The organism is Polaromonas sp., assembly GCF_012927455.1.
Taxonomy (GTDB): Bacteria; Pseudomonadota; Gammaproteobacteria; order Burkholderiales; family Burkholderiaceae_C; genus Polaromonas.
In genome coordinates, this window is sequence record NZ_JABBPE010000005.1 from 170,881 (window position 1) to 194,698 (window position 23,818).

Here is a 23,818-nt window from a genome sequence, read left to right on the forward strand (position 1 = left end):
GTCATGGCTACGACTGCCGTTCCGATCAGGGGAATTGCTTCTGCTGGCCTGCAGGCCAGGCTGATGCTCTTGCTGCTGCTGGCGCCGGCGCTGATCTGGCTACTCGGCCTGATCGTGCTGCCGCATATCGACCTGGCCGTGCTGTCGCTGCGCGAACGCGTCGCCCCGCGTCAATATGCGCCCAGCCTGGCGCAGTACCGCACCTTCATCGAAGAGCCCCTTTACTGGCACACCTTTGTGCGCACCGCCAGCCTGTCGATTCTGGCGACGCTGATCACGCTGCTGCTGGCCTTTCCCATCGCCTGGACCATTGCCAAGCTGGTGCGCGGCCGTATCAAGTCGCTGCTGCTGGTGCTGTGCCTGATTCCTTTCTGGGTCAGCGAAACCGTGCGCACGCTGGGCTGGATGATCTTGCTGCGCGAGTCCGGCGTGCTGCCGGCGCTGCTGGTGCAACTCGGCATCACGACAATGCCGGTGGAACTGCTCTACCGCGATGCGACGATTCTGGTGGGTTTGGTCTACACCTCCATGCTGTTCATGGTGGTGCCGCTGATCAGCGCACTCGAAAGCCTGGACGACGCCTTGATTGAAGCGGCCTACGACCTGGGTGGCGACGGCCCATCCATTTTGCGCCAGATCGTGATTCCGCACGCGGCACCCGGCATTCTGGCGGGCTGCATCGTGGTCTTCATGCTGACACTGGGCAACTACCTCACACCGACCTTGCTTGGCGGAAAAAATTCGCTTTGGTTTACCGAGCAAATCTACAGCCAGTTCATCACCCGCTTCAACTGGGAACAGGGGGCGGCATTCGGCTTTTTGCTGTTGGGGCTGTCAACTGCCATCGTCTGGCTGGGGCTCAAGCTCACCGGCCAAAAATTCGGCGAAGTGATGAACCGGACATGACACACCCCCGTTGCGGACTCACTTCGTGTAGCCGCCTCCCCCCTTGCAGGGAGCGACACCTGCGGCCCGGCAAAGCTGGTTCCGCGATGTCACTTGCATGTCACCGCGCACGCAGGGGAATCATCGAATGATTGCTTCACTGCCGCGTCCGGCCTGGTTGCGGGCCAGCACGCTGGCCTATGCCATTGTCTTCTTCGCTTTTTTGTTCCTGCCGCTGGCAGTAGTGGCGGTGTTTGCGTTCAATGACGCGCCCTACCCGGCCCCGCCCTGGCGCGGTTTTACGCTCGACTGGTTTTTTGGCAGCCTGAAGGGCCGCACCGGCCTGTTTGCCGATGCCCCGCTGCTGGCCAGCCTCTGGACCAGCGTGGTGGTGGCCAGCTGGGTCACGCTACTGGCAGTGCTGGTGGGCACCAGCAACGCTTTTTTAATTGAACGCAGCCGCTTTCCGGGCAAGCAGGCCCTGTCCTTGCTGATGCTGGCGCCGCTGGTGATTCCGGGCGTGATTCTGGGCATCTCGATACTGGCCTTTGCCAGCCGCATGGCGCAATTAGCCGACGACCTTTTGGGGATCGAACTTGATTTTTTGCGCCCCGGCCTACCGCTGGTGGTGCTGGGCCAGTTTTCCTACATCGTGTCGATTGCCACCCTGATCATCACGGCGCGTCTCAAGCGCTTCGACAGCACGCTGGAAGAGGCCGCCTACAACCTGGGCGCCTCGCGCGCTGCGGTATTTGCCACCATCACGCTGCCGGCGCTCAGGCCCGCGCTGGTCGGTGCCGCGGCCATCTCGTTTTTGATGTCTTTCGAAAACTTCAATACCACGCTGATGCTGGTGGGCTCTGATGCGCCGCTCACCGTCATGATGTACGGCCGCATGCGTGAAGGCGCCACCCCGGTGCTCAATGCCGTGAGCCTGTTCTTGATGCTGGCATCAGCCGCCTTGGCGCTGACTTTGCTGCGCCAACCGGTCAAGCGCACGGCGGCTTGAAACGCTCGCCTGATAGCAGATCATCACACCAAAAGAACCGTCTGTTACAGCGTCTTGGCACGTCTTTCCAAATGGCGTGCAGGAATGCAAAAATCGTGATACGGTTGCCCCGTTATCTGAGTGTGTTTTGACCGGCCCACCTCAAGTTTTACGAGGTGAGCCCGGGTTTTTATACTTACTTATCTCACAGGTGTACGGATGCGAAGGCCTGCCCTTTACAGTAGCTCCAACCGTTTCAGCCATGATCGCCGTGGCGGCGATTCACCGGGCACGGCCGACGCCACGGCAGCGCCACAAACCCCCTCTCCAGAATCGACGATCTTGCCCCCGTCGCGCCTTTCCAGCATGCGTCAGCGACTGGCTGGTAACCAGTTGTACCTGCTGTGGTCGGTGGTGGGGTTGCTGGCTTTGTTGCTGGCCATCAGCTTGTCGCTGTCGCTGCGCCCCGCAGCCCGCAAGCTGACGCAAAACGATATCAATGCCGCAGTGCTGAAAACGCTTGAATCCACGATCCTGCCCTCGCCCGCAGCAAAAGCCTACGACATCATCCGCCCTTCAGTCGTGCGCGTGGTGGGCCTGGGCAAAGAGACGGACAAGGAGCGCAAGGAGGATGTTGATCGCAGCGTCGGCACGGGCGTGGTGATTGTCGACAAAGGAGTCATACTGACCAATCTGCATGTGGTGCAGGGCGCCGAAACCATCAAGGTAACGTTTGCGGACGGCCTGGAGTCCATCGCCACGATTACCGGCGTGCAGCCCGAAAACGACCTCGCAGTGCTGCAGGCGCAAAAAATTCCGGACGACATGATTGCCGCCACCATGCGCTCCACCGCCGATCTGGCGCCAGGAGATCTGGTCGCGGCAGTGGGCTATCCCTTTGGCATTGGCCCCTCGGTTTCCAGCGGGGTCATCTCGGGGCTGCACCGCACTTTCCGCTCGCCCGAAGGCAAGCAGCAGATGACCAACCTGATCCAGTTCGACGCCGCCGCAAACCCCGGCAATTCAGGCGGCCCGCTGGTCACTATGGACGGCCAGGTGATTGGCATCGTCACCGCCATTTACAACCCCAACAAGCAACGTACTTTTGTCGGTATCGCCTTTGCGGTGCCGATTGAAAATGCCGCGTCAGCCGCCGGTATCCCCCCGTTCTGAAAGACCCGTATGGAACAGCACCTGCCCGATCAATTCCCGGCCCGGCACGACACCGAGCAGCTAATGGAAAAAATTCTTTACGAAGTCAAACGCGTGGTGGTCGGGCAAGACCGTTTTCTTGAACGCGTCATGGTTGCCATACTGGCGCAGGGCCATCTGCTGGTGGAGGGCGTGCCCGGCTTGGCGAAGACCCTGACGGTAAAGACGCTGGCCTGCACCGTGCGCGGCAATTTCAAGCGCATCCAGTTCACGCCCGACCTGGTGCCGGCAGACCTCGTAGGCACGCGCATCTACAACCAGAAAACTGGCGAGTTCAGCACCTCGCTCGGGCCGGTTTTCGCCAATCTGCTGCTCGCCGACGAGATCAATCGCGCTCCTGCCAAGGTGCAAAGTGCCCTGCTGGAGGTGATGCAGGAACGACAGGTCACGATTGCCGGCGTGACGCACAAGGTGCCGGAGCCCTTCCTTGTCATGGCTACGCAGAACCCGATAGAAACCGAGGGCACCTACCCCTTGCCCGAAGCGCAGGTGGACCGCTTCATGATGAAGGTGTTGGTCGATTACCCGACCGACGAGGAAGAATTCGTTATTGTTCAGCGCGTTACCGGCCCGGCAGTGGCCGTGTCAGCGGTGGCCAGCACCGAACAGCTGTCTGCCTTGCAGGCGGAATGCCGACGCATTTATGTCGACCCTTCGCTGGTGCAATACGCGGTGCGGCTGGTGTCGGCCACGCGCTTCCCGGCCCGGCATGGGCTCAAGGATATGGCACGCTTCATCACCTTCGGCGCCAGTCCACGCGCCACCATCAACCTGACTGAGGGCGCCCGCGCGCTGGCCCTGCTGCGTGGTCGCGGCTACGCCTTGCCCGAAGACATGACAGACCTGGTGCCCGACGTGCTGCGCCACCGGCTGGTGCTGTCTTACGAAGCACTGTCAGAAGGTCTCTCTCCCGACGGCCTGGTCAGCCAGATCATGGCGAAAATTCCGCCACCGGCCAAGCCGCTTGAACATGAAAAACTCGCCGCTTGAAAATATGGCCCCCACGGTTGCCGCTTCGCGTGCTGCCCTGCCCCCCGAAGGGGTTGGCCTTGCTTGGGGCGGCCCGGCGCAGCGTCCTGTAGCCCCCACGCTTCCCGCTTCGCGTGGTTCGCTGCCCCCCAAAGGGGCCGCCCCGCCTGCGGCCCGGCAAAGCCGGTTCCGCGGCCGGTACTTGGACGACCGGGGAATGTGCCATGCCTAAGCTTTCACAGGCTGTACAGCCGCCTGATGCATCAGCCCCCGCCGAAAGCGCGGAGCAGTTACTTCGCCGGCTCGAATGGACTGTGCTGCGCCGCCTCGACGGGCTGCTGCAGGGCGACTACCGTACGCTGCTGCGCGGCACCGGCATGGACCTGGCCGACCTGCGCGAGTACCAGCATAACGACGACGTGCGACACATTGACTGGAACGTGACTGCCCGCCTGCAGCAGCCGCATGTGCGCGTCTTCACCGAAGACCGTGAAATGGGCGCCTGGTTTTTGCTGGACCTCAGCCCCTCCGTCGATTTCGGCTCCGGTGATCAGCGCAAGCGCGATGTCTCCAGCCAATTTGTCGCCGTGCTGGCGCGCATGCTGACGCGCCACGGCAACCGCGTCGGCGCCATGCTCTATGGCGCAGGGGTGGATGCCGTCATTCCTGCGCGCGGCGGTCGCCACCATGTGTTGCACCTGCTGCACACGCTGCAGACGCGACCTGCGGCTGACGGCGATGGCGCCCATGACAAGGCGACTGGCCTGACGCGCCTGCGCGAGCTGCTGGAGTCTGCTGCCAACCTGGTGCGGCGCCGCTCCACGCTGTTTGTGGTGTCTGATTTCATCAGCGAGCCGGGCTGGGAAAAGCCCTTGGGTTTGCTGGCCCAGCGGCACGAAGTCGTGGCCGTGCGTCTGCTCGATCCCATGGAGCTGGAATTGCCCGACCTGGGCCTGATTCCGATTCGCGATGTGGAAACCGGCGAGCAGTTGCTGGTGGACACCCACGATGCAGGCTTTCGCAGGCGCTTCGCGCGCATTGCGGCCCAGCGTGAAGCCGAGTTGCGCCAAGCCTTGGGCCGTGCCGGCGTCGACACGCTGGAGCTTTCAACCGATGATGATCTGGTAGACACCATCATGCGATTTGTAGACATGCGAAAACGCCGCAGCCGCCTATCCGGCGCCCGTGCGGGCGGCAAGCTGCCGGCCCACCTGATGCACGCCTGAGCCGCAGGCGCGACTAGGAGCTCACTATGAACCTGCCATGGCCCAACTTTCTCTGGCCTCAATTTCTCTGGCTGCTGCTGGCCCTCCCGCTGCTGGTCGCCGTTTATGTCTGGCTGTTACGCCGCAAGAAGAAGCTGGCCTTGCGGTACGCCAGCCTGTCCATCGTGCGCGAAGCCATGGGCAAGGGCTCCGGCGTACGCCGGCACATTCCACCGCTGCTGTTTTTGTTGTCGCTGGCAGCCATGCTGATGGCGGCGGCGCGCCCGTTTGCCGTGGTCAGCCTGCCCTCGCAGCGCGAAACCATCATGCTTGCCATGGACGTGTCGGGCAGCATGCGCGCCACCGATGTGCTGCCCAACCGACTGGTGGCGTCGCAAAACGCCGCCAAGGCCTTTTTGGCCGAGCTGCCACGCAGCGTGCGAGTTGGCATCGTCGCATTTGCCGGCACTGCCGCCGTTGTGCAGCAGCCCACGCTGAGCCGTGAAGACCTGATCACGGCGATTGACAAGTTTCAATTGCAACGCGGCACCGCCATCGGCAATGGCATTGTGATGTCGCTGTCCGAACTGTTCCCTGACGCCGGTATAGACATTGCCTCCATGCAGTACGGCCGCGAGCGTCCGCGCGGAACCTCTCTGGACCAAGCTCTGGACCCGGACAAAGAAGCCAAGGAAGCCAAGAAGGAATTCATCCCGGTAGCACCCGGGTCCTACACCTCGGCCGCCATTATTTTGCTGACCGACGGCCAGCGCACCACCGGCGTCGATTCCCTGGATGCGGCCAAGGCGGCGGCTGACCGAGGCGTGCGCGTCTACACCGTCGGCATAGGCACGGTGGATGGGGAAACGATTGGTTTTGAAGGCTGGTCTATGCGCGTCAAACTTGACGAGGAGACGCTCAAAGGCATTGCCAGAGCAACGCAGGCCGAATACTTTTATGCGGGCACCGCGACCGACCTTAAAAAAGTCTATGAAACCCTCAGCTCGCGGCTAGCGGTCGAGAAAAAGGAAACCGAAATATCTGGACTGCTGGCACTGGTGGCGGCGGCTTTGGGACTTTTGTCGGCCGCTTTGTCGCTGCTCTGGTTTAACCGTATTTTGTGAGATTGGATCTGCAGCCTGCAGGTCCTAAAGGTCCGATGGGGGGGCAGGAAGCGTTGTCGAAGACGATCCCACCGCGACGGCAACCCATGCTGCTCGTCGGGCAAGAAGCAGGGCAGGTTTTTAGTCCCGGCGCCCTGCTTCAGGCGAGGCGCAAATTACTGGGCTGGCGGCACCACGACAATGGTGCTAGGACCTGTGCCAGCACGGCCTTTGGCGCCAGAAGCACCCGTAGCGCCGGTGCTGCCTGTATTGCCCGTGTTTCCAGCAGCGCCGCGCGTGCCCGTGGCGCCAGTGTCTCCGGTATTGCCGGTGTTTCCTTGGTTGCCAGTGGCACCGGTTTCGCCGGTGTTGCCTGTATTCCCAGTGTTGCCTTGATTACCGGTAGCGCCGGTGTCGCCTGTGTTTCCCGTATTTCCCGTGTTTCCGCGGTTACCAGTGGCGCCCCTGGCACCGGCGTCTCCGGTGTTTCCCGTGTTGCCTTGGCTGCCCTGAGGGCCCATCGGGCCGGTGCAGGCGCCAAGTCCGAGCAGCGCGATCAGCAAAAGTGAGGGCGTTAAATATTTCATAACATTTCCTTATTGGGTCGTACCCGGCCAAAACGGCCGAACAAATTATTATGACGGCACGCACAGCAGGGTCTGTTCGCTGCCGAGCTTAAAGCGATAAATCCTTACATTTTTCACTTTCGCCAGCATCGCGTGTAACCATGCGAGCTGATTTGATCTGAATAAATTGATGCGGATCAATTTATTTTTTGAAATGCTTGACCCCAGGCAAGTCGATCATGTCGGCCCCGTGTCCTCAGCTCCGGTCAGGCGGGTTATCGGACCACCAGCCTGCCGACCATGCCGGCCTCGAAGTGACCGGGTACCAGACAGGCAAAGCTGTATTCCCCAGGCTTGGTGAAGTGCCAAACTATCTCGCCGCGCTTGCCGGGTTTCACATGCGCCATATAAGCCTCGTCATGTTCCATCTCCGGAAACTTGCGCATCAGTTCTGCATGCTTCTTCAATTCTTCAGCTGTGCCGATAACCATTTCATGCAGCACATTGCCGCCGTTGCGAATGACGAACCTGACGGTTTCGTTGGGCTTGACCGTGAAGCTGGACGGCGTAAAGCGCATCGCGTCGCTCATGCCTATCTTGATCGTGCGCGTGACCTTCCTCGGGTCACCGGCTCGACCAAAGGCAGTCTCTTCAACCGTTGCGGGGTCAAAGGTTTTTTTAGGGGCACGGAAGACGTCGTGGGCCATGGCTGCGCTGGCGACAAAGGCCATCGCAAAAGCTAAGCTGTAAGAGAAGTATTTGATGGTCATACATCAAGCATTCTTGAAATGGCGGTAAGTTTGTGAATTCCAGAGCCTTCGAGCCCGGGAGCTTTCGCACTGGCTGCTGCCAGTGAGCGGCATTCGGGCCGCACACAAAAACGTTTCCAAAGACGCTCACTCATTGTGTTGCGTCGATCCTTAAATGCTTTGGACGCTTTGGACGCTTTCAGTCTTCCACTGCTATTTGTCTCAATTGCTGACCATTTCCACAAGCACCTTTTTTTCACGACAACCAGCGTTGCAGCAAGCTGGGGTCGGGGGGACCGATCACGCGCTGCAACTGGCCGGAGCGCGAGACCAGCACCGTGTAGGGCGTGACGTTGGGCCAGTTCGGATCGACGGCATGGCGGATGGCCGGTTCAAAACCGTCAAACGCAAACACCTGCGTGATGCCCTTGTAGTGGTGCAGGTTCGCCAGCGCGGCGTCGCCCACCACATCCATCAGCACAGCTGCCAGCGTTACTTGGCGGCCCTGGCGCCGGATATGCTGCGCCAGCTGCGCCACCACGGCCGGGCAGCTGGGGCAATAGCTGGTGGTGAACACATAGGCGGCCGGGCGTGGTCCGCTCGCCAGCAACTGCTGCCAAACGCCGGCATCAAAATTCACTACTGTTTTAATAGCGGGTTGCGCCCGTCCTTCCTGGGCTGCAGCCTTATTTGGTATAAAAAAGGCAACGCCGTTCAGGCACCAGGCCGCGCTGGCGGCACTGCCCGCCTGCAGCAACTGACGACGCGACACAGGCCGCATCAAGGCTTCAGGGATGGAGTTCATGGACTTGTACCTCTTGGGAGTTGCGCCATACCGCGACCATGCGGTGACCTTGGCGGGCCAGGCGGGGTTGATCGTTGTCCAACGTGGTGCTGGCAATTTCTTTCAGGGCAAATGTCTGCCCGCCATCGGACGAAAACCAGCCGCGCAGCTGGCTACCCGTGGCGTTTACGCCGCGCCAGACGATGGCCACATTGTCGCCGTCGGCCAGCACGTCGGCATGTTCGGCGCGCATATCGGGTAGGCGCCGCACCGTGTCCAGGCGCGGTATGCCGTCGGCGTTCAGCCGGCCATAACGCACGGCCGCCTGGTCTTGCCCATCAACCTTGCGGATGCCGAACCAGACGGCGTGAAACCCTTTGTCGGGCGCCAGCGCCAGACCGGGGCCGTGGTGCGGGCAGGCGTCAATACGCCAGTCGTCCTGGGTGGCGCGGACCGGCGGGGTCTTGGCGCTATCGGTAGCCAGGCTGGCGAAGGCATGATCGCGGACATTGGGCTCAAACACCTGCCGCCAAAGGGCGCGCAACTGGCCATCGGCCCCTAGCGCCATAGCAATGCGGCAGCATTCGCAGCTGTGGTCGGCCAGCTTGATGTCCGCGCCGAAGGTGGCGCCGCCGTCGCGCGATTCGTTGCGGTAGATGGCAGCGCCCCGGTAGCTGCTTTTATTGCCGGCCTTGCCGCCGGCGTTGACGGACGCTGCGGCGCTTTCGCTCAGCGCCAGCGTCAGGTCACGCTTGTCGACCCAGCTGGTGTGCAGTACGCCCTTGTCATCAAACGCGATGGACTCAAAGCTGTGGGTGATGATTTGCCGGTCGGCATGCACCGTGAACGGCGCAGAAAAGGTTTGGCCACCATCGCTGGAGCGCAGCATGCGGACAAAGCCGGTGTACGGCTTGTCCAGAGGCTGCGTGTAGCTGATGACTACCCAGCCTTTGGGACCGAAAGCCAGCTTGGGAAAGGCTTCTCCATTGGCCGAAACGGCATCGCCCGCGTTGGACACGACGCGCGGCGCGGTCCAGGGGCCGCTTTGCCCGGGCGGCGTGTGCTGCACGAAGAGCTGGTTTTGCGCATTGAGCCCCACCAGCCACAGCGCGCCGTCAGGGGCAAATGCCACCCCGCTGGCAAGCTGCGTGCGGGAGGTGTGCGATTTGGCTATCTTGGGGGCCGACGCGGCGGTGGCCCCACGCTCATGCGCCTCGTGGGCGCGCACCGCAGCGTGTGTCCCGCCCAGCAAAATAATGCCTAAAACGGCTGCAGCCCATATGTAACGCGCGCACGGCACTCTGTTATTCATAGCGTTTTCTCCTTGATTCTTCGGTTCGGCAATGATGCCGATCTTGTGGCAACCGGCCTGCCGGGCCGCTGCCATGGCGGGGTGCCTGCGTCATGTCAAACCTCCTGCGGCTTTGTAAGTCGGGTTGTTCATGCGGCTAGGGTTTCGAATGACTCGAATGATCCGGCACATTCGTCAGCGCACGCGCGGGAACATTGAGTTCAAGGGTCTGGCGCTGCTTATCTTTGCCTTCAACAACCAGCGTTAAGGGAACCGTTTCGCCTTCTTTGACTTGCCGTTTGATATCAATCAGCATGATGTGGTAGCCCCCCGATTTAAGGTCAACCCGCTGGCCTGCGGGCAAGTCGATGCCCGGCACAGCCCGCATGCGCATCACGTCGTTTTCCATCTTCATTTCGTGAATCTCGACCACGTCAGCAAGCGGCGAACGCACTTCAACCAGTCGGGCATCTTGCAATGAGATCACTTGCATAAATGCCCCGGTAGCTTTTTGCGCTGGCACGGTTGCCCGTACCCATGGGTCGCGCACGGTGACTTGCGCGAATGCTGACGAAACAAAAAGACTGAACAACAAAGCTAAAAAATGGGTTTTCATGGTGATTCCTTCAAATTGCATTAAAGAAGCTGGCGCACATCGGCTGCGACTTGCTCGGCGGATTGGCCGTGGTGCACCGCCTGGCGAAAATCGCCTTTGCCGTCAAAGATGAAACTGAACGCGGTGTGGTCCATCGTGTAAGAGCCGCCAGTGGGAACTTTTTCATAGAAAATATTGAATGCCTTTGCAACTTTCTTGGTATGTGCCATATCGGTGCGCAAACCAAGAATGGTGGGATCGAAGGCGGCGGCATAGTTTTTAAGCACCGCAGCGCTGTCCCGCTCCGGGTCGATCGTTACAAAAATTACCTGTAGTCGCTCGGCATCCTTGCCAAGAAGTTTGCGTACCCCGGCCGCTGTTGCCAGCGTGGTCGGACATACCGCCGGACACTGCGTAAAACCGAAGAACAACATCACGGCCTTGCCGCGAAACTCGCCGAACGATCTTTCCTTGCCCTCGGGATCAGTTAAATGAAAGTCGTTGCCGAAGGTGCCAAGATTCTTGACAGACGAGGACGCCTGCGCTTGGGCCTGGCCCCCTGCCAACAGCAATAGCATCCCCGACAACATCAGACCCACTAAAAAGCGGTATTTCATAAAAACTCCTGTGTGCGCTACATGCGGAACGCGTGGTTAAAAGGCTTGTGTCCCAAGGAATTTCTTTACTCAGTTGGCAACCGTGTTGACTGGTTTACAGATTAACCTTCAGTTCCGCCACGTAGCTGCGCTGCGGATAGGGATGAAAGTTCCAGTACTTGTAGTTGTTCAGGTTCTCGATGCCAAAGGCTGCCGTCATGGCCTTGCTGACCTGATAGCGCACGCGCAGGTCGCCGGTGAAATACTTGCTGACGCCCTGATAGGTGAAGCCATTGACATCGGCGTTGTTCAGCGTTCGGTACTGCGTGCCGCTGTAACGCGCAGCGAGCGTGGCCGTCCACTGCGGTTTAAAGCGGTAGCTGGCCAGCGCGGTGGCGCGCCAGCGCGGGATGTTGGGCTGCTGTTTACCCACGGTATCGCCCGGCGTGGCGACGAAGCCGCTGTTCTCCTTGATGATCGAATCGGCGTAAGTGATGCTGCCGCCCAGGTCCAGTCCCTTAAGTCCCACGTCAAAACCGTTGTAGGCCGCCTCCAGACCCTTGGTGGCGATGCGGCCGACGTTTTGCACCCGGCTGATGTTCAAGTTGGCAACCGGATCGAAGGCGGTTTGCGTGTACAGCGCATCGCGTGTGTTTTCGGTGAAGAAGGTCAGGCGCAGCAGTCCGCTGCCAAGGTCTTTTTCGGCCGTCAATTCGGTGGTCCAGGACTTCTCGGGGCGCAGATTGGGGTCGTTGATGAACTGCGAGTTGGCCGTCGCGGTTGCGCCATACAGTTCGCCGACCGTTGGAAAACGAATGGCCCGTCCGGCCGACGCCTTAAGCACGGTATCGTCAGTCCACTGCCAGGACAGCGCGGCCTTGGGCGAAACAAAACTCTCGCTGCGCGAAGAAAAACTCAGCGCGTTGCTGGCGGAAAAATTGGTCAGGCCGTCCGATGCAGTCCAGCGTTCGACCCGCGCACCCAGCACGGTTTTCCAGCGTGGCGCGAAGGCCCAAGCGTCCTGCGCATACAGGCTTTGCAATTGCGCGTCGCCGCGTACATTGCTCGCCAGCGTGCCGGCGCCATCGGCCAGCCAGTTGCCGGCGATGTTGGAAGTGCGGTAGCGTAGTTTGTAGCTGTCCTGCTGCACACCAAAATCGGCGATGTGCGCGCCTTTGAGGCCCTGCGGACGCCAGGTGCCCTTGAGTGCCAGCGTGTACCAGCCGGTGCCGCTGCCGTCGGCAATGGTTCCAGCGCCCCCGACCGCCGCTGCGGGCAGCGGATTGGCGACCCCGTTCTGGCGCTTCAGGTCGCGATCGTAGTCATAAAGGCTGGCTGCCACCTCCCAGTCCCACACGCCTTGCGTATGGCTCTTGACCGACAAGCCATGCATGACATGGCTGAGGTTTTCCCTGGTGAGGGCGAAGTCGCCCCCGTTGAGGGTGAAGGAGCGGCCGTTGATGTTGACAGGGCCGCTGTAAACCGGCTGCCCTGCCGCGTTGCGCAGGTAGGAAACGGAATCGCCCTCGGACTTGTTCTGCCAGTAACCCAGCGTGTAGGCGGCACGCAGCGTGGGCGTGATGTCGTAGGCCAGCTTGATTTTGAGGTGGTCCTGAATCGTGTGGTACTCGGTGCCGGTGCCGAGGATGTACCAAGGCAGGTTGGCGTTGTTGCGTTCCAGCACCGCACCGCTCACCGCCGTACCGGCATTGCCCGCTGCGCCGGTTGACACTACCCGGGTCGGGAAGGTCAGCGGCTGGCCGTGGCTGTCGGTACGGTTGGCGTTAATCCACCACGACCAGCCGCCGTTTTTATTGCCCAGCGAGGCACTGGCCTGCGTCGCGGTAAAGGTGCTGCTGGTGCTGTACAGCTCGAAGGGCTGACTCACGTAGTCGATCTTGCCGTGCGCCTCGAATTTGGTCGGCATGCGCGTCACGTAGTCGACCACGGCGCCAACCGAGTTGCCGGGGTAGGCGGCCGAGAACGGGCCATACATCACGTCGACGCGCTCGATTTCCTCGGGCGTCACCAAGCCCCAGCGCGGCGGAAAACTCAGGCCGCCGACGCCGTTTCCCAGGTAGTTGGAAAGCAAGATGCCGTCGGCATAAACCGCCGAACGCGCGCTGTTGCCGGTGCCCGAGGCGCGGCTGGACAAGATGGCATGGTTGTAGTCGCCGATGTAGCGTTTGCGCACCAACAGGCTGGGCAGGTACTTGAGCGCATCCTCGCTGTCGGTGGCGTTGATGGTCTGCTCGATCTGCTCGCGGGTGATGCCCTCCATCGTGGTGGGAATCTGCGTGGGCAGCGAGGTCGGCTGGCCGCTGTTGACGGTGACCATGCCCAGCGACTTGGTGGGCGAATCGGCAGTAGCGGCCGATACCGCATCGGCTGAAGTCTGCCCGAAAGCAGGCAGGGAAAGCATGACTCCGGCCGCCGTCAGGCTGGCCAGCGTGGCAGCGGCTACGGCATTGAGAGGAAACGAAAAACAGGCACGAATTGATTTCATGAAACTCACCTTTGAACGGAACGGTCATAGACATGCAAGCCATCAGGCCAACATGCAAGCAATCTGGGAAGAGGCGCCAGCCGGGTCCGTGGTGCGGACTGGCGCCTGACATCATGACAATTCAGCGGCTTTCGCAGCTGTGCTTGGCCGGTCAGATGTCAGCACCGAAGGTGGCGGCGCATTTTCGAGACTTGTTGCGGCAAATGGCAGCGCCCAGGAAGCTGACCCTTTTGCTGCCTTTGCCGTCGGCGTTGGCACACGCTAAAGCTGCGCCCATCGACACCGGACTTACAGTCGCCAAAAAGACGTTTGCCAAAGGTGATGCCGTTAAGGTTGAGATCGGATTCGCTGCGTGTTTCGGTGATTTGAAACGCCATGGCTAGCGCCAGGCACAAAGATGTTTTTTGCATGAATGCTCCAACTCTGATGTGTTTGATATCTGACTTTTTCCCCAAGAGACATGCAGGCTCTCGGGTGATGGCTGCCGCCTGCCGATTAGCAGGACAGCTTCCTTGGCTGGGCCAGGAATAAAACCACAGGCTCCCGCATCAGTGCGGACGAGCGTGGCGCCAATAGCGATCAGGAAACAGCGGGGGGAGCGCGTGCCTGGGCAGAGACCCAGACGAAAAGCAGGCGCGGGGCCTGAAATAAAAGTAAAGGAAACTCAGAAAAGCCGCCGGCCTCGTATACCGCGGTCGCAGAAGTCTGTATCAAGGCAAACGAGCCCGCGTGTGTCAGGCAAAACGGGCAGTGTTCAAAATGCGACCCCTTCGGGTCATGAGTCGGAACCCCATGATCCTGGTGATCCTGGTGATCTGCCGCCTTGTGCACTTCACCATGTATCGAACAATCCTCGGCCCAGAACGAAGTGTTACTGCGTGCAGCAGTAACAGCATGGGAGATTGACGGCGCAAGCGACGCAAACAGCATGACAAAACATGCAATCCATGCAGTCAGGCATCTTGTTAGTCGGCGAAGTCCCATGAAATAAATACTAGCCGAAAAAGTGATCAACAATCAGCAGCTTGAGCGGAGGCGAAAATTGAGAATTTTCCTCTTGCCAATGAGAATTATCTTCGTTAGACGATTCAGTCATTCGCGTGTGAAGTGCAACCGGTGTCGCAGAGTTCATGCACGGGGAAAAATCAGGTCCGTGACTGACCGTAGTGATGGCCGCCTTAAATCAATTCTTACTCAAATGGATAGCCAGTGTGGTCATTTACAGCCCTATTGCCGCGACCCACGAACCAAGCACCCGCCGTGCGATGGGCAAAATGGACTGAAGTTTAGGCAGGCCAGCCAAATCGTGAAATGCGGCCAGCGCACAACCCAGAATGAACATCATTGACCCGGCGACGCCAACAGCGCCCGGCCAACTCGGTGCATCAAAGTCAGCCGCAATGCCGGCCGCCATTCCCGCAAGCAGCGCCAGCAACAACGCTGCGGTGCATGATGGATTCCCAATGCGCTGAGGCCCACCACAGCGACGGATGCGGCATAGGCCAGGAAATGCCCCGCAAATGCGCTTTCCGCCTTCAACAAGCGCCCCAGTTGCAGCATCAACTCGAAGGCGCCGTCGCGCGATTGCCGCGTCGAGTTTGCCGACGGGGCTGGCGCGTAGCGCTGCCGCAAAAAGTGGCAGCACAAGCTTGTTACGATGCGCAATCCTTTGGTTGATCGGTTTGTGCCATGTCCCGTCCTGCAAAACTCCTCTCGGGGCTTGTCTTTTTTTCCCTGCTCATCGCCGCGCTGTGGCATTTTCTGGACGACAGCGTTTTTCGCTTCCCGGGCCTGTCAGGCCCCAGCACAACCAGCGTGGTGGGGCCAGACGTACCTACACCCATCAGCGAATACGCAGGAGGCGGATTGAGCCGCATGGCCATTTTGCTGACGGACCGCGATTCGAGTTGGCTCGGCCTGGTGCAGGGCCTGAAATCTTTCGGTATTCCCTTTACCCTCACCGAGGATTACCAGGAGGCCCTGAAACACGGACTGGTAATGGTCTATCCCGTCATTTCAGGCAAGACCATGACGGCGCAGGCGCTGTCAGCGCTGGCCAAATTCACCCGGCAAGGCGGGACGCTGGTGGCCACCCACGTGCTGGGAGGCGGCGTGAACAGCCTGTTCGGGTTCTCGGAAGCCGTTTCGTCCACGGCGCATACCCAGCTACGCTTTGCATCTGACAACGCTTTCATCCAACGGTATTTTGGCAACGCTGATCTGAACATTCCCATCGGCAGCACGCTGCAGCCGCGCGGAACCTACAGTTATTCCAGCCCCACCGGCCGCGTGCTGGCCCGCTATGACGACAACACGCCGGCACTCATAAGCCAGGACGTGGGAAAGGGCCGCGCTTATGCACTTGGACTGGATATCGGCGCCTTCAGCCTGCTGGGCTACAACAACCGGCAAGAAGGTGTGGCCAAAAGCTATGTCAACAGCTTTGAGCCGGGCCTTGACACGCTCTACCTGCTGCTGCGTGACATCTATGCCGAGCGCGAACCTGATGCCGTGCTGCTGGGCACTGTGCCGGACGGCAAACGGCTTTCAATCATTTTGACGCACGACATTGACTACACCCGCTCAGTCAACAACGCCCTGAGCTACGCGCAGTACCAGAAGTCGCAAGGCATCGCGGCTACCTATTTCATACAGACCAAATACATCCGGGACTGGAATGACGATGTCTTTTTCAACACCGAGGGCGCCGCCAAAGTTCGTCAGCTGTCAGAGATGGGCATGGAAGTAGCCAGTCACTCGGTGGCCCACTCAAAAGCGTTCGGCGCGCTGCCACTGGGAAGCGGCAGTGAGGCTTATCCCGCTTATGAGCCCTTCGTCAAGAGCCGGACCGAAACCCGCCACGCGACGGTGCTTGGCGAACTGCGAATCAGCCGCTACCTACTGGAGGCCACCGTGCCCGGCCTGGCTGTGACCAGTTTTCGGCCCGGCCATCTGGAAAATCCCGAAACCCTGCCACAGGCCCTTGAAGCGACCGGCTACCGCTTCAGTTCCTCTGCCACAGCCAACAACGCGCTGACGCATTTGCCGTTTCGACTGAACTACAACCGCCGCTCAGTGGATGAGACCGGCATTTTTGAGTTTCCGATCACCATTGAAGATGAGGGCGCGCCGCTGATGGGCAGCCGACTCCCGCAGGCCCTGCAGATCGCCGAAAAAATACAGCGCTACGGTGGGCTTTACGTGGTGCTGACGCATCCGAATGTTCTTGACCACAAGCTAGCTTTCACGCGCGGTCTGGTGCAAGCAATGAAACCAACGGCATGGTTTGGCACCCTGGCTTCTTTCGGCCAGTGGTGGGCCGCGCGCGATCAGGTCAGCGTTGATGTGGTCACAGTCAACAGCAGCAAGACCCTCACCCTGAAGGCGCCGCAACCCATTGCCGGGCTAACTGTCGAGGTTCCGGCGGGCTGGCGCCTGACAGGCAGCCGCCCCGCCACGGCGGCCCCTGTACAGTCCGGCCGTCAACTGCTACTGCCCAGCTTCAGCGGAAACGTAGAAATACAGTTTTCCCAATAGCCTCCCGGTCAAACTTCATGAAGTACGGACTAGCTGTTTTGGCCCTGCTCTTTGGCCAGCAGGCGCTAGCGGCCTGGCTGCAAATCTGCCCGGCAGGCGATGACGCGGCATCCAGCCGGTATGAGGTCCAGATGCTGCGGCCTGACGGCTCCGAACTGCGCGCCTCCATCAGCGATACGCTGCCCAGCCCCCGATGCGAGAACAAGGTGCTGGAACTGTCCGCCCAGGATGTCGTGGGCTTGCGTCCGATCACGCCAGCGCAGGCGGCGCAGCCGGGTAGCCCGTTTGCGCTGTCGGGGAAAACGCAGGACAGCCGCTTCCTGATCACTGAAATCATCGCTGCCGAAACCAGCAGCGCGCCTGCGCCAGCAACGCTGCCCCTGCCGCTGGGCCACAATTTGCTAAACCAGCTGAACGCCGCCACATTCGGCGCAGAAAACCGGGTGAACGCCAGGCTACAGCAGGGGCGGTTGTCGATGCAATGCAGCCCGGGCGGACAACCGGCGGGCGTGGTGCTGAGCGCGCCCTCCTCTTACTTGCCGCGCGCCCGCAGCCAATTGCAGATTCGGGGCAATGGCAACGGAAGCTTTGAAATAGTTGCGGTCAGTGCTGCGCAGGCCGCACGCGATGCGGGCTCGCATCTGGGCTATTTTGAGGCCCGACCGTCAGACCTTACACAGGCCTATGCGCTGGACAAGGTAGCTGCCCGGTCCGACTGGCGCCACTGGACCATCGCCTGCCCGGCGGGCTCGGCCCAGCTGCAGCTGGACAGCTTGCTGCTTCTCCCGCAGGCCACGACAGTGCCATCGCGCGCCGCATGGGTGTGGCAGGCCGCGCAATGGCAGCAAAAGCCTGAGGCGGTTCTTGCACTGGCTCGAAAGTACGCGCTGGGCACGCTTTACATCACCGTGCCCGTCGCAGCCGGCGCGGTGCACCAGCCCGATCGGCTCGCCGCCTTTATCCGGCGTGCTGGGGCAGCAGGTATTGCGGTGTGGGCCGTGGACGGCGATCCGAATATGGTGCAACTGAAGGAGCGCCCGGCCACGCTGGCGCGTGCCCGCGCCTATTCCCGCTTTAACAGCGCCATGCCGCCCGGCGCTCGCTTGCGCGGCGTGCAGTTCGATGTGGAACCCTATTTGCTGGCGGGTTACGAAATGGCCGCAGCGGCGTGGGACCAGCGTTACGTCGAACTCGTCAAGTCCCTGCACGACAACAGCGACATGGCACTGGAAATGGTCGTGCCCTTCTGGTGGGCCGGCAAGCCAGCCCTGCTTGACAGCATCGCGCCCTGGCTGAGCGGCCTGGTGGTGATGGACTACCGCACCGACCCCGAAGAGATCTATCGCTTTGCCGCAACGTTTCTTGACTGGGGCGATCGACACGGCAAGAGCGTTCGGGTAGCGCTTGAAGCGGGCCCGATTGCGCTTGAGACCCGCTACCGCTACGAACCGGCGGCGGCAGGCGAGTTGTGGCAGGTTCTGCTCGGCAAGCAGTATTTTCTATTGGTGCTCAGGCGGCCGATGGAAAATCCGCACGGTATCGCTTTGCGCGCGCTTGGCACCCACAACATCACGGGAAGCGCCACGAGTTTTTATGGGGATACGGCAAGTCTGCTCAGGCAGCTTCCTGAACTGGAGAGCGTCTTTTCAGCCTGGCCGAGCTTTGCCGGCATGGCGCTTCACGAAATCAAGTAACAGCCCAGACTGCGCTGAACGGGCTGCTCAGGCACGACCGCGCCATCACCCCGCCTCCGACAAGCGCCCCAGCACCAGCCTCAAATGTCGCCGGCAGCGCAGCGCCAGCGTTTCGTCGTGCGTCACCAGCACAAACGCCGTGCCGTGCTCACGCGCCAGTTGCAGCATCAGCTCGAACACGCCGTCGGCCGTCGACCGGTCAAGATTGCCAGTGGGCTCGTCGGCCAGCACGCATGCCGGTTGCGTTACCAGGGCGCGGGCAATCGCGACACGCTGGCGCTCGCCGCCCGAAAGCTCGGAGGGGCGGTGGTGGAGGCGGTCCCCGAGGCCCACATCCGCTAGCATTTTTGCAGCAACCCGCGCAGCTTCCTCCCTAGCCTGCCGCCTGATCCACAGCGGCATGGCGACATTGTCGAGAGCGCTGAACTCGGGCAGCAGATGGTGAAACTGGTAGACGAAGCCGAGGTGCTGGTTGCGCAATTCGCCCTGCTGGGCCGGTGACAGCGTGGACAGGCGCTGCCCCTTGATCTCAACCTGCCCGGCAGTTGGCGCATCCAGCCCGCCCATCAGGTGCAGCAAGGTACTTTTGCCGGAACCCGAGGCGCCGACGATGGCCAGCGTTTCGCCGCGATGCACCTGCAGGTCAACGCCCTGCAGCACGGTTACGTCAAGCCGGCCTTCGGTGAAGCGTTTAGTCAGGCCGCTGGCACGCAGCACGACCTCGCCTCGCTGCTCAAATTTGGCGCCGGGGAGGCCCCCATCCCTGCCTTCCCCCAGCGGGGGAAGGAGCAATTCGGGTGCAGCAAAAGTCAAAGCGGTCTCCTCTTCAAGTTAGTACCGGCGGCAGATCTGGCTTTGCCAGGCCGCAGGCGCAGCGGCCCTTGAGGGCAAACCACACGCAGAGAGGAGCGTAGGGGGCAATCTTCCCCAGCAGGGGCCGCGGAACCGGCTTCGCCGGGCCGCCGGCGCAGCGCCCCCTCGGGGGGCAGCGAACCACACGCAGTGGGGAGCGTGGGGGCATCATTCATAACGCAGGGCCTCTGCCGGATTGACGCGGCTGGCGCGCCAGCTTGGGTAGATGGTTGCCAAAAATGCCAGCACCAGCGAGATGACGGCAATCGGCATGATGTCGGCGTACTGCGGGTCGCTCGGCATGCGGCTGATCAGGTAAATATCCTTGGGCAGAAAGCTGGCGTTGAACAGCCGTTCCAGCGCCGGCACCAGCACGTCGATATTGAGCGCGATGCCCAGGCCCAGCAGCAGGCCCGCTAAGGTGCCAATCACGCCGACCATGGCGCCCTGCACGACAAAAATTCCCATGATGCTTTTCGGGCTGGCGCCCAGCGTGCGCAAGATGGCGATGTCGGCGCGCTTGTCGGTCACCGTCATGACCAGCGTGCTGACCAGGTTGAAGGCGGCCACCGCCACGATCAGCGTGAGGATGATGAACATCATGCGTTTTTCCAACTGGACAGCGTCAAACCAGGTCTTGTTTTGGCGCGTCCAGTCGCGAATCAAGAGGTCGCCGCTCAGGCTGCCCGCCAACTCGCGCGCCACTTCGCGCGCCTTGTTCAGGTCCTTGAGCCTGATGCGGATACCGGTGGGGCCGTCGAGCCGGAAAATCTTGGCAGCGTCGTCCTGGTGCAGCATCAGCAGCGCCGAGTCGTATTCAAAATGGCCGGAATCAAAGGTGCCGACCACCGTCAGCTGCTTCAGGCGCGGCACCACACCGGCCGGCGTGACCTGGCCGCTGGGCGCAATCAGCGTGACGCGGTCGCCCTCGCGCACCCCCAGGGAACGCGCCAGCTCGCCGCCCAGCACCACGCCAAACTCACCGCTGACCAGTTTGGCAAAAGCCGCGCCGGTGCGCTGCCCCGCCAAGTCGGTGACCTGCCCTTCCAGTGCCGGGTCAATGCCCCGCACCATGGCGCCCTTCATGTCTTCACCGCGCGCCAGCAGGGCCTGCGATGCTATGAAAGTTGCAGCGCCCTGAACGTTCTGGTTGGCCTTTATCTCGGCCAGGGTTTTCTGCGGATCGGGCAAGGCAACGCCTTGGGGCGCGAACACCTCGATGTGCGAGATCACGCCCAGCATGCGGTCGCGCACTTCCTTCTGAAAGCCGTTCATCACACTCAGCACAATGATCAGCGCCGCCACCCCCAGCGCAATGCCCAGCATCGACACGCCCGAAATAAAGGAAATAAAGCCGTTGCGCCGGGTGGCGCGGCCGGCGCGGGTGTAGCGCCAGCCCAGAAGCAGCTCGTAAGGAATTTGCATGAGCGCGATTGTGGCATCCCGGACAATAGACCCATGTCAGCCAATTCAGCCACCTCGTCTTCCTCCTCCCGCGCGCATTCCGCCCTGCCACACCTGCTGATTCCATTTGCCGCCTGCAGCGCCCCGGCCTGGCTGCCGACGATGCAGGCCTTGCCGCGCGACAGCACGCGCAACCTAAGCCGTTTGCTGCAGGGCATGAAACCCATCCGCACGGACGAAGGCGACGCGCACACGCTGTCGCCACCGCACGAGCGGGCGCTGGCGCGGGCGCAAGGCCTGCTGGGCGACGCCGGCGTCGATGGGCTGATTCCCTGGGCGGCCAGCGACGCTGCCAAGCACCTACAAGCTGACGGCCAGCTGGCCTGGGCCTGGATCACGCCTTGCCACTGGGCCATGGGCCGCGGGCACGCCACGCTGAGCGACCCGGCCGCGCTGGCGCTGCGCGAAGACGAATCGCGCGCCCTGCTGACGGCCATGCAACCTTATTTTGAATCCGACGGCATCACGCTGCATGACGTCGACGCTCCCGGGCCACAGCGCTGGCTGGCCGAAGGCGAGCTGTTTCGCAGCCTGCCGACGGCCTCGCTGGACCGCGTGCTGGGCCGCAATGTCGATGCCTGGCTGCCCGGCGCAAAAAGCGTGGGGGCAAAAAAGATAACGTTGCTGCAAAACGAAATGCAGATGCTGCTGTACACGCATCCGCTCAACGATGAGCGGGCGGCCCGGCGCGAGTTACCGGTCAATTCGATCTGGATCAGCGGTACCGGCGCCTTGCCGACAGACTACGCACCTGCGGCCAAGGCCAACATCAACGTGACGCGCAGCCTGGCCCAGGCGGTCTTTGCCGACGACTGGGACGCCTACGCGCAGGCCTGGGCCCAGCTCGACGGCGGCGCCGTGGCCCAGCTGCTGGCGCGCCAGCAGGCTGGCGAGGCCGTGCGGCTGACCTTGTGCGGCGAGCGCAGCGCGCAAACCTTTGCATCCAGCCAAGCCGGCCTTTTTGCCCGGATTTCCAGTCTTTTAGCTCCCAAACCCATATGGGACGGGCTGCAACAGCTATAACTATCATAGCAACTACAGAACTGAAAATGACACCATGAAGATACAGGTACGCGACGTGCCGCCGCGCAGCGTTTGGGCGCTGCAGCAGGGCGGTATTCACCCCTTGCTGGCGCAGCTTTACGCGGCGCGCGGCGTTCACTCCATGGACGAACTCGACGACGGGCTGGCCAGGCTGCTGCCGCCCGCCTCGCTGCTAGGCGCAAGCGCCGCCGCCCGGTTGCTGGCCGATGCCATGGCCGCCGGCAAAAGGATCTGCGTGGTCGCCGACTACGACTGCGACGGCGCCACCGCCTGCGCCGTGGCGCTGCGCGGCCTGAAGCTGCTGGGTGCCCAACACGTTAGCTACCTGGTGCCAGACCGGGTGATAGACGGCTATGGCCTGACGGCGCCGATTGCCGAGCGCGTCAAGGCCAGCGGCGCCGATCTGCTGGTCACCGTCGACAACGGCATTGCCAGCCTGGACGGCGTGGCCCGCGCCAAGGCGCTGGGCATGCAGGTGCTGGTGACCGACCACCACCTGCCGGCGCTCAAGGGCGGGCTGGTCGTGCTGCCCGACGCCGACGTGATCGTCAACCCGAACCAGCCCGGTTGCGGCTTCGAAAGCAAGGCGCTGGCCGGCGTTGGCGTGATGTTTTATGTGCTGCTGGCGCTGCGCGCCGAACTGCGCCAGCGCGGGGTTTTTGATGCGAGCCAGCAGCCCAAGCTGGACACGCTGCTGCCGCTGGTGGCTTTGGGCACGGTGGCCGATGTGGTCAAGCTCGACGCCAACAACCGCCGCCTGGTGGCGCAGGGGCTCAGGCGCATACGCGCTGGCGCCCTGCCGGCGGGGCTTGCCAGCCTTTTTACCGCTGCAGGCCGCTTGGCGCCTGTGGCCACGACATTTGACTTTGGCTTTGCACTCGGTCCGCGCATCAACGCGGCGGGGCGACTGGCCGACATGACGCTGGGCATCGAGTGCCTGCTGACCGACGACGCGGCGCGCGCCGACGAACTCGCCAAGTTGCTTGACAGCATCAACCGCGAGCGCCGCGACATCGAGGCCGGCATGCGCGAACAGGCGCAGCTGGCGGCCGACGCGATGATCGACGAGGATGAGGAGCCGCCGCCGGCGATTGCGATTTTTGAGCCGGACTTTCACGAAGGCGTGGTCGGCATCGTCGCCTCGCGCATCAAGGACAAGCTGCACCGCCCGACCTTTGTGTTTGCCGCAAGCCAGGCGCCGGGCAAGGAGCACGAGTTGAAAGGCTCCGGCCGTTCAATCCCCGGCTTTCACCTGCGCGACGCGCTCGATCTGGTCGCCAAGCGCTGTCCCGGCGTGCTGCTGCGCTTTGGCGGCCATGCCATGGCGGCCGGCTGCACCATTGCCGAAGAAAACTTCGAGGCTTTCGAGCAGGCGCTGCAGCAGGTCGCCCACGAGTGGCTGGACGCCGCCACCCTGACGCGCCGCCTCGACACCGACGGCCCGCTGGCGCCGGAGTACCGGCGTGCCGATCTGGTCGATACGCTGCACAAGGAGGTATGGGGCCAGGGCTTCGCCGCACCCACCTTCAGCGAGGAAGTCGAGGTAGTGTCGCAGCGCCTGGTCGGTGAGAAGCACCTGGCGCTCAAGCTCAAGCACCAGGGCCAGCCGGTCGACGGCATCTGGTTTGGCCATACCGAGGCTTTGCCGACGCGCGTCACGCTGGCGTTTCGGCTTGATGCCGATGAGTGGCAGGGTGTGCGGCGGGTGCGCTTTTTGGTGGAAGCGGCCGAAGTCTGATAACAGGTATCAAAAACGACTCTAGCCCAATATCCACGGG

The 23,818-nt window shown here is 61.8% G+C and carries 21 protein-coding genes; 11 read left to right on the forward strand and 10 right to left on the reverse strand.

All coding sequences use genetic code 11. The features are described 5' to 3' along the window. Positions 1-3: 3 nt before the first annotated feature. The 6 genes from HHJ18_RS06750 (at position 4) to HHJ18_RS06775 (ending at position 6,383) form a co-directional block, all read left to right on the forward strand. Complete coding sequence (locus HHJ18_RS06750) at positions 4-906, forward strand: ABC transporter permease (RefSeq protein WP_296913041.1); 903 nt, start codon at positions 4-6, stop codon at positions 904-906. Between the two features lie 127 nt (positions 907-1,033). After that, a complete protein-coding gene (locus tag HHJ18_RS06755) occupies positions 1,034-1,894 on the forward strand; it encodes an ABC transporter permease (protein WP_296913044.1) in 861 nt (286 codons plus the stop codon). A 198-nt stretch (positions 1,895-2,092) separates the two neighbouring features. Further along, positions 2,093-3,046: a trypsin-like peptidase domain-containing protein gene (locus HHJ18_RS06760; protein ID WP_296913046.1), complete on the forward strand. Its 954-nt coding sequence runs from the start codon at positions 2,093-2,095 to the stop codon at positions 3,044-3,046. Between the two features lie 9 nt (positions 3,047-3,055). Then, positions 3,056-4,075, forward strand: coding sequence for a MoxR family ATPase (locus HHJ18_RS06765; RefSeq protein WP_296913047.1), 1,020 nt, complete (start codon positions 3,056-3,058; stop codon positions 4,073-4,075). A gap of 203 nt (positions 4,076-4,278) precedes the next feature. Then, positions 4,279-5,280 (forward strand): DUF58 domain-containing protein, encoded by a 1,002-nt coding sequence (locus tag HHJ18_RS06770; RefSeq protein WP_296913050.1) that lies wholly within the window; start codon positions 4,279-4,281, stop codon positions 5,278-5,280. Positions 5,281-5,306: 26 nt separating this feature from the next. Next, positions 5,307-6,383, forward strand: a complete 1,077-nt coding sequence (locus tag HHJ18_RS06775; protein ID WP_296913052.1) for a VWA domain-containing protein — start codon at positions 5,307-5,309, stop codon at positions 6,381-6,383. Between the two features lie 155 nt (positions 6,384-6,538). Here HHJ18_RS06775 and HHJ18_RS06780 read toward each other — a convergent pair whose 3' ends face one another. The 7 genes from HHJ18_RS06780 to HHJ18_RS06810 all read right to left on the reverse strand — a co-directional run bounded on the left by HHJ18_RS06780 (position 6,539) and on the right by HHJ18_RS06810 (position 13,365). Next, on the reverse strand, positions 6,539-6,949 hold the full coding sequence (locus HHJ18_RS06780; RefSeq protein WP_296913055.1) for a collagen-like protein: 411 nt from the start codon (positions 6,947-6,949) through the stop codon (positions 6,539-6,541). 254 nt (positions 6,950-7,203) lie between these two features. Next, on the reverse strand, positions 7,204-7,698 hold the full coding sequence (locus HHJ18_RS06785; RefSeq protein ID WP_296913058.1) for a cupredoxin family protein: 495 nt from the start codon (positions 7,696-7,698) through the stop codon (positions 7,204-7,206). 235 nt (positions 7,699-7,933) lie between these two features. Then, positions 7,934-8,482: a hypothetical protein gene (locus HHJ18_RS06790; RefSeq protein WP_296913061.1), complete on the reverse strand. Its 549-nt coding sequence runs from the start codon at positions 8,480-8,482 to the stop codon at positions 7,934-7,936. Continuing rightward, complete coding sequence (locus tag HHJ18_RS06795; protein ID WP_296913064.1) at positions 8,466-9,773, reverse strand: hypothetical protein; 1,308 nt, start codon at positions 9,771-9,773, stop codon at positions 8,466-8,468. Before HHJ18_RS06795 ends, HHJ18_RS06790 begins: the two co-directional genes overlap by 17 nt. 136 nt (positions 9,774-9,909) lie before the next feature. After that, the gene (locus HHJ18_RS06800) at positions 9,910-10,368 is read right to left on the reverse strand and encodes a copper chaperone PCu(A)C (RefSeq protein WP_296913067.1); all 459 of its coding nucleotides are present in this window, start codon (positions 10,366-10,368) and stop codon (positions 9,910-9,912) included. 20 nt (positions 10,369-10,388) lie between these two features. Continuing rightward, positions 10,389-10,964 carry an SCO family protein gene (locus HHJ18_RS06805; protein ID WP_296913070.1) on the reverse strand — a complete coding sequence of 192 codons (576 nt, stop codon included), beginning with the start codon at positions 10,962-10,964 and terminating at the stop codon, positions 10,389-10,391. A 94-nt stretch (positions 10,965-11,058) separates the two neighbouring features. After that, entirely contained in the window at positions 11,059-13,365 is a 2,307-nt protein-coding gene (locus HHJ18_RS06810) for a TonB-dependent receptor (RefSeq protein WP_296913509.1), read from the reverse strand. Between the two features lie 197 nt (positions 13,366-13,562). Between HHJ18_RS06810 and HHJ18_RS06815 the strand changes: the two genes are divergently transcribed. Beyond that, positions 13,563-13,832: a hypothetical protein gene (locus HHJ18_RS06815; RefSeq protein WP_296913074.1), complete on the forward strand. Its 270-nt coding sequence runs from the start codon at positions 13,563-13,565 to the stop codon at positions 13,830-13,832. Positions 13,833-14,028: 196 nt separating this feature from the next. On the opposite strand, the gene HHJ18_RS06820 is transcribed toward HHJ18_RS06815, so the two are convergent. Then, positions 14,029-14,433, reverse strand: a complete 405-nt coding sequence (locus tag HHJ18_RS06820) for a DUF2946 domain-containing protein (RefSeq protein WP_296913511.1) — start codon at positions 14,431-14,433, stop codon at positions 14,029-14,031. Between the two features lie 705 nt (positions 14,434-15,138). On the opposite strand from HHJ18_RS06820, the gene HHJ18_RS06825 reads away from it, so the two are divergent. Both HHJ18_RS06825 and HHJ18_RS06830 read left to right on the forward strand, forming a co-directional pair. Further along, on the forward strand, positions 15,139-16,986 hold the full coding sequence (locus tag HHJ18_RS06825) for a polysaccharide deacetylase family protein (RefSeq protein ID WP_296913076.1): 1,848 nt from the start codon (positions 15,139-15,141) through the stop codon (positions 16,984-16,986). 38 nt (positions 16,987-17,024) lie between these two features. After that, the gene (locus HHJ18_RS06830) at positions 17,025-18,680 is read left to right on the forward strand and encodes a hypothetical protein (RefSeq protein ID WP_296913079.1); all 1,656 of its coding nucleotides are present in this window, start codon (positions 17,025-17,027) and stop codon (positions 18,678-18,680) included. 45 nt (positions 18,681-18,725) lie between these two features. On the opposite strand, the gene lolD is transcribed toward HHJ18_RS06830, so the two are convergent. Next, positions 18,726-19,457: a lipoprotein-releasing ABC transporter ATP-binding protein LolD gene (gene lolD / locus HHJ18_RS06835; RefSeq protein ID WP_296913512.1), complete on the reverse strand. Its 732-nt coding sequence runs from the start codon at positions 19,455-19,457 to the stop codon at positions 18,726-18,728. Positions 19,458-19,700: 243 nt separating this feature from the next. Continuing rightward, positions 19,701-20,957 carry a lipoprotein-releasing ABC transporter permease subunit gene (locus HHJ18_RS06840; protein WP_296913081.1) on the reverse strand — a complete coding sequence of 419 codons (1,257 nt, stop codon included), beginning with the start codon at positions 20,955-20,957 and terminating at the stop codon, positions 19,701-19,703. Positions 20,958-20,990: 33 nt separating this feature from the next. On the opposite strand from HHJ18_RS06840, the gene HHJ18_RS06845 reads away from it, so the two are divergent. Then, on the forward strand, positions 20,991-22,019 hold the full coding sequence (locus tag HHJ18_RS06845) for a hypothetical protein (protein WP_296913084.1): 1,029 nt from the start codon (positions 20,991-20,993) through the stop codon (positions 22,017-22,019). 34 nt (positions 22,020-22,053) lie between these two features. Further along, the gene (recJ, locus tag HHJ18_RS06850) at positions 22,054-23,778 is read left to right on the forward strand and encodes a single-stranded-DNA-specific exonuclease RecJ (protein WP_296913087.1); all 1,725 of its coding nucleotides are present in this window, start codon (positions 22,054-22,056) and stop codon (positions 23,776-23,778) included. Positions 23,779-23,818: the final 40 nt, after the last annotated feature.